The sequence below is a fragment of the Methylosinus sp. KRF6 genome (assembly GCF_018887255.1).
Taxonomy (GTDB): Bacteria; Pseudomonadota; Alphaproteobacteria; order Rhizobiales; family Beijerinckiaceae; genus Methylosinus; species Methylosinus sporium.
In genome coordinates, this window is sequence record NZ_JAHLJF010000001.1 from 4,112,388 (window position 1) to 4,129,226 (window position 16,839).

Consider the following 16,839-nt stretch of genomic DNA (forward strand, 5'->3'; position numbering starts at 1 on the left):
GCGGCGAGCGTCGCGGGTCGAGCTTCGGCGCCGGCGATGGGCCGCGCCGCGAGCGCGCGCCGCGTCGTGAGGGCGAGGAGCGTCCGCCGCGTCGCGAGGGAGCGGCCGCCCGTGCGCCCTCTGGCGATCGTTTCGAGCGTGGCGAGCGCAAGAGCTTCGGCGCCGGCAAGACGTCCGGCTCCGGCAAGAGCTTCGGCGAACGCAAGAGCTTCGGCGCGGGCAAGAGCTTCGCAGGCAATGGCGCCGGTAAGCGTTTCGACTCCGGCGACGCGCCGCGGGGCGAGCGCGCGCCGCGCAAGGCGGGTGAGGGCCGCTCGCCGCGTCGTGACGGGGATGCGCGTCCGCCGTCGGGCGAGCGTCGCGGTCCGCCGCGGAGCGGCGCGGGCAAAGGGCCGGGCAGAGGCGGGCCGGCTGGCAAAGGTCCTGGCAAGGGGCCGCGCAAGCCCGGCGGCGCGCCGCGCAAGCCGCGCTAGCCCATGCGCATCGTCGCCGGCAGCTTTCGCGGCCGCGTGCTGAAGACGCCGCAATCGCAGGCGATCCGTCCCACTTCGGATCGCCTGCGCGAATCCGTCTTCGACATTCTCGCCCATGCCTATGACGATCCGGTTCCGGGCGCGCGCGTCGTCGATCTCTTCGCCGGCACGGGCGCGCTCGGCCTCGAGGCCTTGTCGCGCGGCGCTGCGAAAATCCTCTTCATCGACGATGGCGCGGAGGCGCGCGCGCTGCTGCGCGCCAATGTCGAGGCGCTGGGCGCGGGCGGCGTGACGCGCGTTTTTCGGCGTGACGCGACCAAGCTCGGCCTCGCGCCGCCGGGCGAATTATTCACTCTCGCTTTTCTCGATCCGCCCTATGGGCGCGATCTCGCGACGCGTGCGCTGCGCTCGCTGATCGACGGCGGCTGGCTCGCCGAGGGCGCGCTGATCGTCATCGAAGAGGCTGTGGATGCGCCCCTCGCTCTGCCCGAGGGAATCGTCGAGGAAGAGCGCCGCCGCTACGGCGACACGCAGATCGCCATCGCGCGTCGCGTCAGAATGGATTCCACGTCGCTTCCGGCGTGAATTTCAAATAGCCGAGATTGAGGCCGAGGCGCGCGCCGACGCCCGCCCGGATCGGGGCGATGACGACGCCGTCCGCCGTGAGCTCGGTGAAGCCCAATCCGCCGACCAGATAGGCCGAGCCGGCGACGCCGCCGAAGCGGGTGAAGATCGCATCGACGGAAGGCAGATTATAGACGAGCATCATGGTGCGGTCGCCATTGGCGCCGGCGTCGAAGCCGAGCGACGGACCTTGCCAATAGACGCGCCGCTGGCCGGCGTTGCGCGTGTACATGACTCCTTCGCCATAGCGCAGGCCGCCGACGAAGGCGCCCGAGCCTTCCTGTCCCAGCACATAGGCGTTGGGGCGGCCCCAGCGCCGCGCCATCTGCTCGACGCCCTGCGCGAGATCGCGCGCTATCGAGCCGAAGAAGCGATGGCCGTTGCGCACCACCTCGTCGCCGGACATCGGCTCGGGTCTGGGTTCCGGCCGCTCGCCATAGGCGCGCGCGGGCGTGAGCGGCGACAGAGCGGCTGCCGCGGCGAGCGCGAGCATCTCTCTGCGAGTCGAATGAGCGGCGCGCATCACGAAAACCCCCGTTGCGGCGAATGCGAATCAGTCCGCTGAAGTTTGGATGCGATCGTGTCGCGCCTGTGGCGCCTCGGCGGCTCTTCTTCGCGAGACGAAGAATCTCCCCGCGGCCTTAACAAAGTCTTGCAGCGGCGGGATCGCCGAATGCGATGAAAGGCCCGTTGCGATAGGAGGCCTCCGCCTTGCCATAGGCGAGCGGCCTGCCGGAAGGATCGACGACGCCGCCGCCGGCAGCCCGCAGCACGGCGTCGCCTGCCGCCGTATCCCATTCCATCGTCGGGCCGAAGCGTGGATAGAGATCGGCTGCGCCCTCCGCCAGAAGGCAGAATTTGATCGAGGAGCCGACATCGCGCGTCGCGGCGACGCGATGCGTCGCGAGAAAGGCCTTCGTCTCTGCGTCGAGATGCGAGCGGCTGACCAGCGCCATCGGCCCTTCCACGGGGAGCGCGCGCACGCGCAACGGGCGCCAGGCCGCGCGCTCCGGCGCCGGCCGGCCGGGCTGAGCGTCGGCGGCGAAGGCGCGCGCGCCGGCGAACCATAATCGCCCGCGCGCCGGGGCGAAGACCGCGCCGGCGCGCGGCGTCCTCGCGACGACGAGGCCGATATTGATCGTGAACTCGCCGCTGCGCGCCAGAAACTCGCGCGTGCCGTCGAGCGGATCGACGAGCAGGAAAGTCTCGGCGCGGGCGAATTGCGCGCCCGCGGCGGCGGCCTCTTCCGCGACGATGGGAACGCCCGGCAGCAACTCGGCGAGACGCTGCGCGAGAAAAGCTTCGATTCGCTCGTCCGCCTCGCAGACCGGGCTGGCGTCCTTCTTCGCGCGCGCCTCTATCGCCGGCGCGGCGAGAACCTCCATGGCGATAGCGCCGGCGCACGTCGTCAGATCGGCGAAGGCGGCCGCGAGCGCATCGAAATCCGCGTCTTTCTCGAGCCGCACGCCGTCAAAACTCCACATCGCCGCGCCGCTCGACGAGAGCGGCCTCGCTCGTCTCTTCCGCGCGCAGATCGTCGACGCGTCCCGCAGGCGGTCCGCGTCGCGCCGCCTCCACCAGCGCTCGCAGCGCGCCCTGCGGCCCGGCGGCGACGATCTCCACCGCGCCATCGTTGCAATTGCGCACCCAGCCGGCGAGCGCGAGACGCCCGGCTTCCCGCGCCACAAAGGCGCGAAAGCCGACGCCCTGCACGCGGCCGCGCACGATGATGCGGAAAACGCGTCGCGCCTCGCTCATTGCGCGGACTCGACGGCGATATTGTCGATGAGCCGCGTCGCGCCGAGCTTGGCGGCGCCGAGCAGGCGGATCGGGCCGTCATGCCGGCGGGCGACGCGCGCCAGAGTCTCGGCGTGGCGCGCCTCGAGATAATCGATGAGGAATCCCTCGGCGGCGACTTGCTCGCGCGCCTCGCCCATCACATGGCCGATCGGCTCGCCATCGGCGATGCGCCGCGCGGCCTCGGTCAATGCGCGATGCAGCACAGGGGCGATGCGCCGCTCCTCGGCCGTAAGATAGATGTTGCGCGAGGACATTGCGAGCCCGTCCGCCTCCCGCAAAGTGGGCGCGCCGACGATCTCCGCGCGCAGGTCGAGATCGCGCGCCAGGCGCTTTATCACCAGCAATTGCTGATAATCCTTCTCGCCGAAGACGGCGACGTCGCAATCGGCCTGATTGAGCAGCTTGGCGACGACGAGCGCGACGCCGGAGAAATGCGTCGGCCGGAAATGATCCTCGAGATCGGCGACCGCCGGGCCGCCCACAGCGACCGTGGTGGAAAAGCCCGGCGGATACATTTCCTCCACCGCCGGCGCATAGCAGAGATCGGCCGCAACGCTCGCGAGCTTCTCGACATCGGCGGCGAGCGTGCGCGGATAACGGTCGAAATCCTCGCCTGCGCCGAATTGCGTCGGATTGACGAAGACCGAGACCATCACGCGATCGGCGCGCCGGCGCGCCTCCTCCACCAGAGCGAGATGGCCCTGGTGCAGCGCGCCCATGGTGGGGACGAAGCCGACGCGCTCGCCGCGCGCGCGCCATTGCGCGACACGCTCGCGCAGCTCGGCCAGCGTATGGACGGTCGGAACAAAAAAGGCGCTCATCTTCGGCTCATCCTCTGCTGCGCATTGGGCGCATGGCTCTCCAGAAAGGCGATATAGGCGCTCGGCAGGCCGAGCGCGCGCGCCGAGGCGACGATATTCTCGACATAGCCCGGCGCCGCCGGCCCCTCGCGCGTCGAAGTGCCGATATAGACGAGCGCCCGCGCCGAGCCCACCGGCGCGCGCAGCACCGGCTGCACGACCTTGCGGTAGAGCCGGCGGCCGATCTCCTCGTAACGGTCGAGCGCCGGCACATCCGCCACGGCGAGGTCATAGAGCAGGCCATGGACCTGCGCCCGCGCATCGGGCGCGACAGTGGCGTAGCCCGTCTCCAGAATGGTGAAACGGTAGCGCGCCAGCCGGCCGAGGCCGAGCGGCCGCGAATGGGGACAGCGGACGGCCATTGCGGCGACGTCCATATTGGCGCCATAGGCGAAATAGAGAGGCATGTGGTCTTTCCGAGCGGCGGCGGACCTTAGCGCATAGCGCCGCCGCGAGCGAGGCGCCACGGACGCCCCTCACGGAAAGAAAAAGAGCCCGGCCTGCGCCGGGCTCCCAACCGAGAGCGGCCCCTGGGAATTAACCACCCTCATCGACTATTCTCAGCGTTGGATGCAGTTTTAGAAATGCGTCGAATCGACGCGAGGGCGAGAAGGGAGGACGGAAATGGAGGAGTTCGAAGGCGGCTTTCTGCGCAGCACGGCGATCGGCCTCGTCCTGGCTCTGGCGGCGGCGATCGTCTATGTCTGGTTCCGCTAGGCGCGCGCGGCCGGTTGACGCGCGGTCATAGAGAAGCGATAGGCTTCGCCGCGAGCCCGGTCCGGCTCCGGGTTCGGAAGGGTGGCCGAGTGGTTTAAGGCAGCGGTCTTGAAAACCGCCGTGGGGGAAACTTCACCGTGGGTTCGAATCCCACCCCTTCCGCCAGTTCGATGCTTGCGGTGTTGCGCGGCGCTCTACGATGCGGCCTTTGATTGAAGCTGAAAGCGCGCCTTAGCGAATTGCTCCCGAAGTCACGTCATCAATATTTGCCGTAACATAGAAACGTTATCATGAAGCACTTCTTCGCGCCGAAGTCAGGCCAGATTCTCTATCACTATACAACGGCTGAAGCGGCAGAGGCTATTATTCGGCACAGAACGCTCCGCCTATCAGAATTCTCGATGATGAATGACAAGTCGGAATATGTTTATGCAAGATCGAAATTCGTAGAAGCCTACCAGAACCGCGAAGTTTTCGTCGAGGAAGTGCCGCGTTATATGGCAAATATCAAACTCAACACTCACGAGTCCGCGACTGTCATGATGGTTGGCTGCCTCACGGAGGATCGGGATGATGTTGGGCTTTGGGAACGTTATGCGGATCGAGGCAGCGGGTGCGTCTTAGGCTTCGACGCGCTTTGGCTTGCAGAGCGTGCAGGTGTTGCGATCAGGCGAGTTTCCTACGATCCCGAGTATCTTCGGGAGTTTGTCAATGCAGGTCTCGCGATGCTGCAATCGCACTATGAGGAGAACATGGACGATCGCGAGGAACTCGCGCAGCTCGCGGCGATGTTCGTGATGGACCTCTATGCCTTCAAGGATCCGCGTTTTCATTCCGAAAGGGAGGTGCGTGTGTCCCGGTTGACGCTAACCGAGAAAGCGGCGTCGTATGGCTTGCGTGATCCCGGCGGGCACCGTGGCGATGGGACAGAGATTCCGGCGTTGCCGATCCAACTTCGGCAAGGTCAATATGGGCCTACACGCTTCATTGATCTACCGCTATGGGACGATGGGCTACGATCTGCCATCCGGTCGGTGGGGTTTGGGCCAATCGCTGACCCAGACAAGGTGGCTTTGGTGAAGGGCACGGTGGAAGAAAATACTGATATCACGTTCTGGACATCTGATGTGCCTCTACGCTGATCGTAGCGTCAGCGCGACTCGACATTACGCGAAGTTGCCGTGCGCATTTACAGTGCTATAGCGTGGACATAGTGCTCATCATCGTTGGGCATGGCCCGCCAAAATTTATTTTAAATCTATATGTTATGACGACGCTGCCGAGGGGCCCCAAAAACGGCCTCCCCGGCTCTGCGGCCCATCCACTTGCTTTTGCTGTCGTTCGCTACCATTTTTTGGTATCAAGGCGATATGAACGCAAAGCATCGGCGCACGTTGGAGGCGATCTTCGCCCGACCCGTTCCTTCGGACCTGCGATGGACGGATATCGAAAGCCTCCTCGTCGCGCTCGGGGCGGAGCGTTCGGAGGGACGCGGCTCTCGCGTTCGGTTCCTGCTCGGCGGAGCGGAGGCGGTCTTCCATCGCCCGCACCCGCAACCGGAGACCGACAAGGGCGCCGTCACGGCGGTTCGCCGTTTCCTCGAAAGCGCGGGAGCAAAGCCATGATCCTGAAGCATGACGGCTATATCGCCGAGGTGAGCTATGAAGACGGCGACGCGCTCATGAATGGCGTCGTGGTCAATGCGCGCGCCACGCTTCACTTCGCCGGCCGCGACATAGACGAGCTGCGCAGCGCTTTCGCCGAGACGATCGCCGACTATCGCGACTGGTGCAAAGCGCGCGACGTCGAGCCGGAGAAGCCCTATTCCGGCACATTGTCGCTGCGCATTCCGCCGGAGCTTCACAAGCGCATCGCCGAGCAGGCGGCGAAGGCCGGCGAGAGCATCAATCAATTCATCGCCGAACGGCTCGCGGAAGTGGCGTGAACAGTCGCCCGCGCGGACGGCTATCGCCTTCCCCCACGCCGAAACGCCTGTGGCGGCTGCCCGTAAACGCGCAAAAACGCCCGTCGCATTCGTTCTGGATCGTGAAAGCCGCTGTCGCGCGCGATTTGCTCGATCGCGCCGGCGCCGCTCTCCAGCGCGCTCTTCGCTCGGTCGAGCCGCAGGCGCTCGATCGCCTTGGCGGGCGTCGCGCCGGTGGCGCGGGAGAAAGCGCGCGCGAAATTGCGTGGGCTCATCGCGGCCTGCTCGGCCAGCTCCTCCACGGTGAGGCGTTGTCGCAGACGCTCGCTCGCCCAGCGGAGCAGCGTCGCGAATTTGTCTTGCCGACTCTCCAATTCCAGCAGCGCGGAAAATTGCGATTGCCCGCCCGGGCGTCGGTGATAGACGACGAGCTGCCGCGCCACGGCGCGCGCGACATCCTCGCCGAGATCGTCGCCGATCATCGCCAGCGCGAGATCGATCCCCGCGGTGATTCCGGCGGAGCTCCAGATCGGCCCGTCGCGCACGAAGATCAAATCCGGCTCCAGCCGAACCTTTGGAAAGCGTCGCTGAAAATCGCCGCTGCGGCTCCAATGCGTCGTCGCTCTGCGGCCGTCGAGAAGCCCGGCCGCCGCCAGCACATAGGCGCCCGAGCACACGCTCGCCACACGTCGCGCGCGCGTCGCTGCGCGGGCGACGAAAGCGAGAGTCGCTCTGTCCGTGGCGGCGCCGCGCGTGCCGAGGCCTCCGGCGATCAGCAGCGTGTCGCAACGTCGCGCCGCGGCGAAGCCCCCGGCCGCTATGGCGACGCCGGAAGAGGAGCGCACGAGGCCCGGAGCGGTGGCGACGGTCCGTAGCGCATAGGCGCCGGGGACGATGCGCGCGGCGATCTCGAAAGCGGCGATCGGACCCGCCGCATCGAGAATCTGAAAGTCGTCGAAGATCAGCAGAGCGATGATCCGCGCGCTCATGGCTCTGTCTGAAAAAGTGGGAAAACCGTCATTTCAGACAGAGCCTAGCGGCGCTACTCTGCCTTCGTCAACAAGGGGGAGGCTCGCAATGTCGGACCAAAGCTTTCGCATCGTCTTCGCGATTTTTCCGCGGCTCACCCAGCTCGATTTCACCGGACCTTTCGAGGTGCTGTCGCGACTGCCCGGCGCCGAGGTCGTCGTCGCCTCGCGCGAGGGCGGCGCCGTCGCTTCGGACACGGGACTCGAATTCGGCTCGACGCGCGCGCTCGCCGGCGTGGAGCGCTGCGATCTCCTCTGCGTTCCCGGTGGTCCCGGCGTCGAGGCGGCGTCGGTCGATCGCGAATTACTGGAGCAGATCGCGCGGCTCGCGGAAGGCGCGCGCTATGTGACCTCGGTCTGCAACGGCTCGCTGCTGCTCGGCGCCGCAGGCCTGCTGCGCGGCAAGCGCGCCGCCTGCCATTGGGCCTGGCGCGATCTTCTGCCATTGTTCGGCGCCGTTCCAGACGCCGCGCGCGTCGTGCGCGACGGCCGCGTCGTCACCGGCGGCGGCGTGACGGCGGGCATTGATTTCGCTTTGACGCTCGCAGCCGATATCGCCGGCGAGCAGGTCGCGCGCGCGATCCAATTGTCGATCGAATATGCGCCGGCGCCGCCCTTCGACAGCGGGCGCCCGGAGACGGCGGGCGAAGCGCTGGTCGAATGGGTGACGCCGCGTTTCGCCGAGCGAAAGGCGCGCTTTTCGGCCTTGCATGGCTGAGCGCGGCGCGGCTTTTCCATTGCGGCTTTCTGTGATCTATCGAGCGCTTCTGTCGCCGCAATGGATGCGCCTATGACCGCCGCCGCCACGCCTGCGCATGTCGTCATCGACGGCTTTCTCGGCGCGGCGCGCGCAGGCGAGCTGATGCAATTCGCGCTGGCCCATGAGAGCGAATTTTCGCAATCGCGTTTCTACACGGCCGAGCGCGAGGCGCGCGTCGGTACGTCGGTGCGCGATTCTTCGCATCTTCTCGAGCTCGGCCCGCTGCGCGCGGCTTTCGCCGCGTCTGTCGATGTGGTCCTCGCGCGTCTGACGCACGAGCTGAATGTTTGTCTGCTCTCGGAAACGAAAAAAGAGATCGAGATGGTGCGCTATGGCGACGGCGGCTTCTTCAAGCGCCATGCCGATGCGCCGCCGCGGCCGGACGGACACGACAGCGTGCGGGTTCTCACGCTCGTCTATTATTTTCACGCGCTGCCCAAGCGTTTCGACGGCGGGGCGCTGCGGCTCTTTTCGCCGGACGGCTTTGCGGACATAGCGCCGGCCTATGATCGTCTCGTCGCTTTTCCCTCCGCCGCGTTTCACGAGGTGCGTCCGACACGCTGCGCGAGCGCCTTTGCCGATGGGAGATTTTCGATAAATTGCTGGGTGAGGCGGCGGCGCGAAGGGCAATCCCCCTCGCCATCATGCTGAGGGGCGCGCGCCGACCATCTCGAGCACGAGGGCGAGTTCCAGAAGGCGGCGCTGAATTCGACGCGGGTACCTCAGCAGGAGGGAACCGAAACGGAATTCTCTTCGAGTTCTGGCTTCGCTCTCTTTCTCGGCGCACGATTCCGTGCTAGTTTTTCTCGTATGAGCAATCTTCAATCCGAAGTGTTCGAAGCTTTTCGGGCCATCGACATTCCCGAGGACAAGGCTTTGAAAGCCGCGACCGCGCTGAGCAAGCGAGACGATGACGTTTCGACTTTGAAGGGCGAACTGCTCGTCATCAAATGGATGATGGGGTTCGTGCTCGCGTTTCAGGTGGCGATAGCGGTGAAGCTGTTCTTGCATTGAATTTAACAAAATTGGATTGAAAAAACATTGGCCCGCAAAGGAGCCAGCGCTACCGAAATCGCAAGACACGATTTCAGCACGCTTGCAATGTCAAGAAGCGGTAAGCGCCTCTATCTGCATTGGACCATTCGGAGCGTGAAATAGGCGGACGCCTCGTTCAAAAGAAGTTCATTGTATGTTCTCATACCCCCTCGCGCTCCCCCTCGCGAATCGCTAAAATCCCCTCCATGGCCAAATCCGATGATCTTTTCGGCGGCGCCCCGCGCAAGCCGGCCGCAGCCGCTCCCGCCGCGAAAGCGCCCAAGGCGCCGGCGGAATATGACGCCGCCTCCATCGAGGTGCTCGAGGGGCTGGAGCCGGTCCGGCGGCGGCCGGGCATGTATATCGGCGGCAAGGACGAGGCCGCCATGCATCACCTCTTCGCGGAGGTGCTGGACAACGCCATGGACGAGGCCGTCGCAGGCCACGCCAGCTTCATAGAGGTCACGCTCGAGCCGGAGGGCTGGCTCACCGTCGTGGACAATGGCCGCGGTTTTCCGATCGATCGACACCCCCGGTTTCCGGACAAGACCGGGCTCGAAGTCGCTATGACCATGCTGCACGCCGGCGGCAAATTCGACTCGGGGGCCTATCAAACCTCCGGCGGCCTGCACGGCGTCGGCGTGTCCGTGGTCAACGCCCTGTCGGAGAGGGTCGAGGTCGAGGTGGCCAGAGAGCAGCAGCTCTATCGTCAGGTCTTCTCGCGCGGCCTCGTCGCCAGCAAGTTCGAAAAGCTCGGCCGCATCGCCAATCGCCGCGGCACCAAGGTGCGCTTCAAGCCGGATGCGGACATCTTCGGCCCGGCGACGCATTGGCGGCCGGCGCGGCTGTTCCGCATGTCGCGCTCCAAGGCCTATCTCTTCGGCGGCGTCGAGATTCGCTGGCGCTGCGCCAAAGAGCTGATCGAGCCGGGCTCCGACGTTCCGGCCGAGGCGGTGCTGCGTTTTCCCGGCGGGTTGCGCGACTATCTCGCGCGTGAGACCGAGGGCAAGGAGCTGGTCGCCGATCAGCCCTTCGTCGGCAAGGTGCAGCGCGAGGGCGGCCATGGCTCGCTCGAATGGGCCATCGCCTGGTTCGCCAATGAGGACGGCTTTTCGCACTCTTATTGCAACACGATTCCGACGCCCGACGGCGGCACGCATGAGGCGGGCTTTCGCCTCGCTCTGCTGCGCGGCTTGAAGGATCACGCCGAGCGCATCGGCCAGGCCAAGCGCGCCGCCAATGTGACGGCCGAGGACCTCATGGGCCAATCGGCGGCGATGATCTCCGTCTTCATTCGCGAGCCGGAGTTTCAGGGGCAGAACAAGACGCGGCTGATGAATGTCGAGGCCTCACGCCTCGTCGAAGGCGCGGTGCGCGACGCTTTCGACCATTGGCTCGCCGGCGCGCCGTCGCAGGCGGGCAAGCTGCTCGATTTCGCGGTGGAGCGCTCCGAGGAGCGGCTTCGCCGACGCGCCGAGAAGGAGCAGGCGCGCAAATCCCCGACGCGCAAATTGCGCCTGCCCGGCAAGCTCGCCGATTGCACCAATACGTCGTCGCAAGGCTCGGAGATTTTCATCGTCGAGGGCGATTCCGCCGGCGGCTCCGCAAAAGCGGCGCGCGACCGCGCCAGCCAGGCCGTGCTGCCTCTGCGCGGCAAGATTCTCAATGTCGCCTCGGCGGGGCGTGAGAAGCTCGCCGCCAATCAGCAGCTCGCCGATCTGGTGCAGGCGCTCGGCTGCGGAATCGGCTCGCATTATCGCGACGAGGATTTGCGCTACGACAAGATCATCGTGATGACCGACGCCGATGTCGACGGCGCGCATATCGCTTCGCTGCTCATCACTTTCTTCTTTCGGCAAATGCCCAAGCTCATCGACGGCGGTCATCTCTATCTCGCCGTGCCGCCGCTCTATAAGCTCACGCAAGGCGCCAAGACCGTCTATGCGCGCGACGACGCGCATCGCGACGAGCTGGTGAAGAAAGTGCTGACCGGCAAGGGCAAGATCGAGACGAGCCGCTTCAAAGGCCTCGGCGAGATGATGCCGGCTCAGCTCAAGGAAACGACGATGGACGCCAAGAAGCGCACTCTGCTCAAGGTCGTGATCGCCGGCGAGGAGCGCGAGGAGACCGCCGATTGCGTCGAGCGGCTGATGGGCGCCAAGCCGGAGGCGCGTTTCGCCTTCATTCAGGAGCGCGCCGCTTTCGCCACGGAATTGGATGTGTGAAGGGAACCGTGGATCGGACCACGGCGTTTCCTTTCTCGCATATCGGGCGTGAGAGATGAGTCGCGCGATTTTGAAATGATTTTCTCGCCCGCCGACGGCCGTTGGGCTATGGTTCGCGCCACTCGAAGCGGGCGGCGGGCGTCGAGGGACCGATCTTGACGGACATCGACAGCAAGAGCGAGGCGTTCGCGCCGCAGCGGGCGGATGATCGCGACGCCGCGCTGGCGCTCGAGCGAATGCGCATGGCGCTGGATGCGAGCCTCACCGGAATTTGGGATTGGGATCTCATTACCGGGGAGGTGCATCTCGACGAGCGCGTGCGCGCGCTCTGGGCTTTGCCGGAAGGCGCGCCCGGAAGCTTCGAGATTTTCCGCAATGCGATGCACAAGGACGACAAGGCGCAGACGCGCGAGGCGGCGCCCGCCGCGCTCGATCCGGGCCAGCTCGGCGATTACGAGGCGGAGTATCGCATCATCGGCCAGACCGACGGCGTCGAGCGCTGGATCGCAGTGCGCGGCCGCACTTTTTTCGAAGGCGGACGCGCCGCGCGCATCATCGGCACGGCGCGCGACATCACCGATCGCAAGCGGCGCGAGGATCATGTCCATGTGCTGCTGCGCGAGCTGGTGCATCGCTCCAAAAATCTTCTCGCCGTCGTGCAGGCCATGGCGCGGCAGACGGCGGCGGGCGCGCCTTCGCTCGCCGATTTCCAGCGCAAATTCGCCGCGCGGCTGCAGGCGCTCTCCATGGCGCATGATCTTCTCGTCTCGCAGGATTGGCATGGCGCGTCGATGCCGGAGCTGGTGCGCGCGCAATTGTCCTATTGTCTCGACGCCGGCTGCGTCGAGGAGCAGACGCGCGCCGGCGGTCCCGATCTGATGCTGAAGCCGGAGGCCGCGCAGAACATCGGCCTCGCGCTGCACGAGCTCGCCGTGAATGCGCTGACGCATGGCGCGCTGGCGCAGCCGGAGGGGCGGCTCGAGCTGCATTGGCGCGTCGACGATTCGCGTTTTGTGGTGGAATGGCGAGAGTTCGGCGGTCCGCCGGCGGCGCCGGAGCAACTGCGCGAGGGCTTCGGCCATAAGGTGATCAAGCGCCTCGTCGCGCAGGCGCTGGGCGGCGAAGCGACGATCGGCTTTCCGCCCGACGGCTTCGAATGGACGCTCGCCGTGCCGGCCGCGCAAGCGCTGGCGGAATGAGGGTTCCGCCATCGAACGGCGCTTCCTTCTCCCGCGAGCGGGAGAAGGTGGCCCGACGAAGTCGGGTCGGATGAGGGCGGCTGCGGTTTCCAGGTCGAAAGTTTAGAGGCTGTTGTGGCGGCGCGAGCCCTCATCCGACCCTCGCTGACGCGAGGGCCACCTTCTCCCCCTGCGCGGGAGAAGGGAACGCGAGCCTTTTTATGTTTGTGAGGACACTGGGCCTCAGCGCGCGAAATACGTCTCGATGATGCGCTTGTAGATCGCGGTCAGCCCGTCGACATCCTCGAGCCGCGCGTGCTCGTCCACCGCATGGATCGACTCGTTGAGGAGGCCGAACTCCAGCACCGGACAATCGCGCGTGATGAAGCGCGCGTCCGAGGTTCCGCCGCTGGTCGAAAGGCCCGGACGGCGCCCCGTCACCTCTTCGATCGCGCCGGCGACCAGCGCGCTGAAATCGCCCGGCGCGGTGAGGAAGGGCAGCGAATTGCAGGGCAAAAATTCCACCTCCACTTTCGCGCCCGCTGCGGCCGTCTCGATCACGCGGCGGATTTCCGCCTGCAGCGTCTCCAGCGTCCACACATTGTTGAAGCGAATGTTGAAGCGCGCGCGCGCCTCGCCGGGGATGACATTGGCCGCCTGATTGCCGATGTCGATCGACGTCACCTCGAGATTGGAGCGGTCGAAATGCTCCGTCCCTTCGTCGAAGACATGAGTCGATAGAGCGGTGACGATGCGCGCCACGGCGGGGGTGGGATTGTCGGCGCGATGCGGATGGGCGGAATGGCCCTGCTTGCCGCGCACGGTGAGGCGTCCGTTGAGCGAGCCGCGCCGGCCGATCTTGATCGTGTCGCCGAGCTCTTCGACGTTGGTCGGCTCGCCGACGATGCAATGGTCGAAGACCTCGCCATGCGCTTTCGCCCAATCGAGCATCTTCACCGTGCCATTGACGGCGGGGCCTTCCTCGTCGCCGGTGATGAGGAAGGAGATGGCGCCCTGGGGCGCGCCATGCTCCTTCACATAGTCGATGGCGGCGGCGGCGAAGGCGGCGATGCCGCCCTTCATATCGGAGGCGCCGCGGCCGAAAATCTTGCCGTCGGCGATCTCGCCGGAAAAGGGGTCGAAGCGCCAGCGCTCGGGGGCGCCGCTCGGCACCACATCCGTATGGCCGGCGAAGACGAGATGCGGCCGGCCCTCGCCGATCTTGGCGAAGAGATTGTCGATATCCGGCGTGCCTTCCTCTTTGAAGACCAGCCGATGCGTGGCGAAGCCCGCCTCCTTCAAGCGCTGCTCGAGCACGCCGAGCGCGCCGGCGTCGGCCGGGGTGACGGAGGGGCAGCGAAGGAGATCGCGGGTGATGGAAAGGGCGGGGGAGAGAGTCATGGACGGAAGTTAGGGAAAGGGGCGATTGGCTGCAACAGGTAACGATGCTGAGGTCGACCTGTTGATAATTTTTTATTCGAGGATATGATTTAATGGTGCTTTCGTTAAGCAGCGACAATTGCCGGATGGTGATTCGCCCGTAGGAACAAAGCTGAATAGCGGCTGAGAGGAAATTATGCCATCCGAAAATCGTGATGTAGATTCTGAGAAAGAGCTTAGCAATATATACAATACGCTGCTTGCAATTAGGCGTTCTATTGAGGAGCGTATCCGAAGGTCGAGGGGATCTGAAAAATATATTCAGAGCCTAAAGGATGCAATTCTTAAAGTTGAAGGGCATAGAATCGATATTACCTTTGCAAGGAGGCATCGCGAAAATTTGTCAATTGAAATTTTTGAATCTTTAAGGGTGGGCTTAATTCAAATTAAAGATGAATTTGAGCGCGATGGATTTTTAGATGATAGGCTTTTCAACAGAGGCCCTCAGCTTCCGTTGATTCCAGAGCTGCACGATGGTCGAGTTCGGATCATAGATGGAATTGATATTCTTATCGATCGTCTGGATAAAATAGTGACATATAGGCGTGGTGATAAAAATAATAATGAATCGCCTGGATATGCGACAACTATTGCGGCATTGCGAAATACATTGCCGGAACAGAAGCTTGCGCCTGTAAGTTTTGATATTAAAGACAGCAGGATTGTTGTTGTTCGTCACGCCGTCAATCCGAGCGGTGCCGATATCAATAATGTGAAAAATGCACGCAATGCCCTATTGGAGCAGGGTACTGGTATCATTGAGGCTTTGGAAAAATCGAACTGTGATCGTCGTATTATAGATGGCATAAAGCGGCTGCAAAATGGATTGTCGCGTTACGATAATATCATTGAATTGGGAATAATTAATATTAGTGTCGACAAGGTTTGTAAGGGTGCCGCATCGGAATTCCCAGATGCATTGCTTGGTGCGATCGATGGGCATATCGCAGGTGTCGGGATGTACGTAGCTCAATTTGAAGAGTGGCGTCGTTTTTCCGAGAATGCGTTGGATATTGAGCTGGATGCAAGCGATATCAAACATATTGGCGATGCCACCCAAGCGATTATAGAGCGAGTAACGATGCACCCGGAAATAGCGGACGAAGAAATTCCGAAAACTCTGCTTATGCTTAGCGGCTTGATAGCAAACCCAGGTCAGTCTTCCAGGAAGGCTGCGTTCGCCACACTTAGAACCGTAGAAAATCTAGTCGCTCGTGTTTACCAGCATGGATTGGATTTCCTTGAGCAGACGACAACCAAAACGGTAGACGGGCTGTCGTCAGCTGCTTCGAAGGTTGTCGTCGGAGCATTGCTCGCCGTTGCTTTGGCGGCGACTGCCTCGTTGGGAGCGGTTCCGAGCAAGGTTGCCGAGGCTGCTTGGATGAAAACCGCCGCGGAGATCGTCCAAAAGCAAATTGAGGCGCTCTCGAAGTAGGGTGCTTCCCCTGGCCCGAAACCTGCTTCCTCGCGGTCACGGAGACAAATGTCCGAAAGGGAACAGGAAATGTCCGAAGAGACCGGGGGCTATTTCATCGATTGGGACGGCAAGATGCGGCCCATCGGCCAGCCCGGCAAAGGGCTGCGCTGCGAGGTGGATCTGAAGGCCAAATATGTGATGGTCTTCAACAAATACGGCGGACTCGACCATGAGTCGACCTGGTACGCCGATGAGGCCGCCGTCGCCAAGGCGGGCCTCAAGGTCGTTCACGCCGATCTCGATTCGCCGATCAAGATTTCCTCGATCGACTGATTTCGCGAGCTTTCCGCGGGGGCGGGAAGGGGGCACGGGGCGCCTGTGGCTGCGGGCGCCCCGATTTTATTTACGCGCCTTGCGGATGCGCCAGCGGCGGATGCTCGACATGCCGGGCGTGCAGCCGGAAGGCCAGGATCAGCTCCACAATGCCGAGCGCGATCGCATAGATGCCGAGCCACCAACTCAGCACCACCGCGCCGATGACCGGCGTCAGCAGCAGAAACAGGCCGAACACGACGGCGAGCAGGCCGCCGAGCGCCAGCCACCAGCGGCCGTGATCCTCCTTCAGATCGAGCGCGGAGCCGAAGGTCAGCGCGCCGCCGACGACCTCGCCCGCGCCGAACACCGCGACGAAGATCAGCGCCGTGATGCCGGGCCAGAAGGCCGCGAAAGCGCCGGCGGCGATCTTCACCAATCCGGCGAGGAAGAGGAACAGCCAGGCCTCGCCCTGCCGCGCGGCGCGCACCGCGGCGACGATCGTGGCTATGCCGTCGACGGCTGCGAAAATCGCGAAGACCAGCACCAGCGACAGGATCGTCACGCCGGGCATGAACAGGGCGATGAGCCCGAATAGGATCGCGGCGAGGCCACGCAGGGCGATAGCCCACCAATTATGGGCGAGAATGGCGTTTTTCGCCTCGAGCCTGTTCAAATCGAACGGGCCGCCGCGAAACGGGTCGCCGGATACATTGCTCGTGCTCATGCTTGGCTCCTCGGAAATCTCGAGATGTCGCGAAGCGACGGCTCTCCGACGGGGGAGTCGCGCCCCGCCATCACATTGGTCCGTTTTGCCTTTCGTCGAGGCCTCCGCCAGGCGCCGCTCGCGCCGCGAGCGTCGATGCGGGCGATTGGCGATTTCCTTCCTGCGGAGGCTGGGCGTCGCCGTGGCGCTGGATGATTTCGGCGCCGGCTACACCAGCATCGCCTAATCTGCAGAAATACGGCTTCGATTTCGGCCGGCCGATGGCGCTGCGGGCCTTTCTCGCCGGCCTAGCAGAGCTGAGGGAGGGGTCGATCTCGGC

At 64.2% G+C, this 16,839-nt stretch carries 19 protein-coding genes, 1 tRNA gene and 1 pseudogene; 13 read left to right on the plus strand and 8 right to left on the minus strand.

The window, feature by feature from the left end; genetic code table 11:
- Together KP010_RS19385 and rsmD are read left to right on the plus strand one after the other, a co-directional pair.
- Positions 1 to 473, plus strand: a pseudogene (locus KP010_RS19385) (hypothetical protein); the annotation flags it as partial.
- Between the two features lie 3 nt (positions 474 to 476).
- Positions 477 to 1,058: a 16S rRNA (guanine(966)-N(2))-methyltransferase RsmD gene (rsmD, locus tag KP010_RS19390; RefSeq protein ID WP_142864050.1), complete on the plus strand. Its 582-nt coding sequence runs from the start codon at positions 477 to 479 to the stop codon at positions 1,056 to 1,058.
- Here rsmD and KP010_RS19395 read toward each other — a convergent pair.
- The 5 genes from KP010_RS19395 to KP010_RS19415 form a co-directional block, all read right to left on the minus strand.
- Positions 1,027 to 1,620 (minus strand): DUF1134 domain-containing protein, encoded by a 594-nt coding sequence (locus KP010_RS19395; RefSeq protein WP_246659962.1) that lies wholly within the window; start codon positions 1,618 to 1,620, stop codon positions 1,027 to 1,029. The two genes, rsmD and KP010_RS19395, sit on opposite strands and share 32 nt — an antisense overlap.
- A gap of 118 nt (positions 1,621 to 1,738) precedes the next feature.
- On the minus strand, positions 1,739 to 2,581 hold the full coding sequence (cysQ, locus tag KP010_RS19400) for a 3'(2'),5'-bisphosphate nucleotidase CysQ (protein ID WP_142864051.1): 843 nt from the start codon (positions 2,579 to 2,581) through the stop codon (positions 1,739 to 1,741).
- Positions 2,568 to 2,855, minus strand: coding sequence for an acylphosphatase (locus KP010_RS19405; protein WP_142864052.1), 288 nt, complete (start codon positions 2,853 to 2,855; stop codon positions 2,568 to 2,570). The genes cysQ and KP010_RS19405 overlap by 14 nt, the downstream gene beginning before the upstream one ends.
- A complete protein-coding gene (gene panC / locus KP010_RS19410; RefSeq protein ID WP_142864053.1) occupies positions 2,852 to 3,718 on the minus strand; it encodes a pantoate--beta-alanine ligase in 867 nt (288 codons plus the stop codon). The genes KP010_RS19405 and panC overlap by 4 nt, the downstream gene beginning before the upstream one ends.
- Positions 3,715 to 4,164 (minus strand): gamma-glutamylcyclotransferase family protein, encoded by a 450-nt coding sequence (locus KP010_RS19415; RefSeq protein WP_142864054.1) that lies wholly within the window; start codon positions 4,162 to 4,164, stop codon positions 3,715 to 3,717. Before KP010_RS19415 ends, panC begins: the two co-directional genes overlap by 4 nt.
- A 385-nt stretch (positions 4,165 to 4,549) precedes the next feature.
- On the opposite strand from KP010_RS19415, the gene KP010_RS19420 reads away from it, so the two are divergent.
- The 4 genes from KP010_RS19420 (at position 4,550) to KP010_RS19435 (ending at position 6,419) form a co-directional block, all read left to right on the plus strand.
- Positions 4,550 to 4,639: transfer RNA gene (locus tag KP010_RS19420), tRNA-Ser, on the plus strand.
- A gap of 125 nt (positions 4,640 to 4,764) precedes the next feature.
- Positions 4,765 to 5,616 carry a hypothetical protein gene (locus KP010_RS19425; RefSeq protein WP_142864055.1) on the plus strand — a complete coding sequence of 284 codons (852 nt, stop codon included), beginning with the start codon at positions 4,765 to 4,767 and terminating at the stop codon, positions 5,614 to 5,616.
- A 228-nt stretch (positions 5,617 to 5,844) separates the two neighbouring features.
- Complete coding sequence (locus KP010_RS19430; RefSeq protein ID WP_142864056.1) at positions 5,845 to 6,099, plus strand: type II toxin-antitoxin system HicA family toxin; 255 nt, start codon at positions 5,845 to 5,847, stop codon at positions 6,097 to 6,099.
- The gene (locus KP010_RS19435; protein ID WP_051949329.1) at positions 6,096 to 6,419 is read left to right on the plus strand and encodes a type II toxin-antitoxin system HicB family antitoxin; all 324 of its coding nucleotides are present in this window, start codon (positions 6,096 to 6,098) and stop codon (positions 6,417 to 6,419) included. Before KP010_RS19430 ends, KP010_RS19435 begins: the two co-directional genes overlap by 4 nt.
- A gap of 20 nt (positions 6,420 to 6,439) precedes the next feature.
- On the opposite strand, the gene KP010_RS19440 is transcribed toward KP010_RS19435, so the two are convergent.
- Complete coding sequence (locus KP010_RS19440; protein WP_210244321.1) at positions 6,440 to 7,375, minus strand: GlxA family transcriptional regulator; 936 nt, start codon at positions 7,373 to 7,375, stop codon at positions 6,440 to 6,442.
- A 100-nt stretch (positions 7,376 to 7,475) separates the two neighbouring features.
- Here KP010_RS19440 and KP010_RS19445 point away from each other — a divergent pair, with 100 nt between their 5' ends.
- The 5 genes from KP010_RS19445 (at position 7,476) to KP010_RS19465 (ending at position 12,645) form a co-directional block, all read left to right on the plus strand.
- Positions 7,476 to 8,144, plus strand: coding sequence for a DJ-1/PfpI family protein (locus tag KP010_RS19445; protein WP_142864058.1), 669 nt, complete (start codon positions 7,476 to 7,478; stop codon positions 8,142 to 8,144).
- A gap of 72 nt (positions 8,145 to 8,216) precedes the next feature.
- Positions 8,217 to 8,837, plus strand: a complete 621-nt coding sequence (locus KP010_RS19450) for a 2OG-Fe(II) oxygenase (RefSeq protein ID WP_185966563.1) — start codon at positions 8,217 to 8,219, stop codon at positions 8,835 to 8,837.
- A 159-nt stretch (positions 8,838 to 8,996) separates the two neighbouring features.
- Complete coding sequence (locus KP010_RS19455; RefSeq protein ID WP_142864060.1) at positions 8,997 to 9,200, plus strand: integrase; 204 nt, start codon at positions 8,997 to 8,999, stop codon at positions 9,198 to 9,200.
- A 227-nt stretch (positions 9,201 to 9,427) separates the two neighbouring features.
- On the plus strand, positions 9,428 to 11,446 hold the full coding sequence (gene parE / locus KP010_RS19460) for a DNA topoisomerase IV subunit B (RefSeq protein WP_142864061.1): 2,019 nt from the start codon (positions 9,428 to 9,430) through the stop codon (positions 11,444 to 11,446).
- A 155-nt stretch (positions 11,447 to 11,601) separates the two neighbouring features.
- A complete protein-coding gene (locus tag KP010_RS19465; RefSeq protein ID WP_142864062.1) occupies positions 11,602 to 12,645 on the plus strand; it encodes a sensor histidine kinase in 1,044 nt (347 codons plus the stop codon).
- 222 nt (positions 12,646 to 12,867) lie between these two features.
- Here the strand turns inward: KP010_RS19465 and dapE are convergent, their stop codons facing one another.
- Entirely contained in the window at positions 12,868 to 14,025 is a 1,158-nt protein-coding gene (dapE, locus tag KP010_RS19470) for a succinyl-diaminopimelate desuccinylase (RefSeq protein ID WP_142864063.1), read from the minus strand.
- A gap of 175 nt (positions 14,026 to 14,200) precedes the next feature.
- On the opposite strand from dapE, the gene KP010_RS19475 reads away from it, so the two are divergent.
- Positions 14,201 to 15,499, plus strand: coding sequence for a hypothetical protein (locus tag KP010_RS19475; protein ID WP_142864064.1), 1,299 nt, complete (start codon positions 14,201 to 14,203; stop codon positions 15,497 to 15,499).
- A 69-nt stretch (positions 15,500 to 15,568) separates the two neighbouring features.
- Positions 15,569 to 15,814, plus strand: coding sequence for a hypothetical protein (locus KP010_RS19480; protein WP_018266465.1), 246 nt, complete (start codon positions 15,569 to 15,571; stop codon positions 15,812 to 15,814).
- A 70-nt stretch (positions 15,815 to 15,884) separates the two neighbouring features.
- Here the strand turns inward: KP010_RS19480 and KP010_RS19485 are convergent, their stop codons facing one another.
- The gene (locus KP010_RS19485) at positions 15,885 to 16,520 is read right to left on the minus strand and encodes an HdeD family acid-resistance protein (RefSeq protein WP_142864065.1); all 636 of its coding nucleotides are present in this window, start codon (positions 16,518 to 16,520) and stop codon (positions 15,885 to 15,887) included.
- Positions 16,521 to 16,839 lie beyond the last annotated feature (319 nt).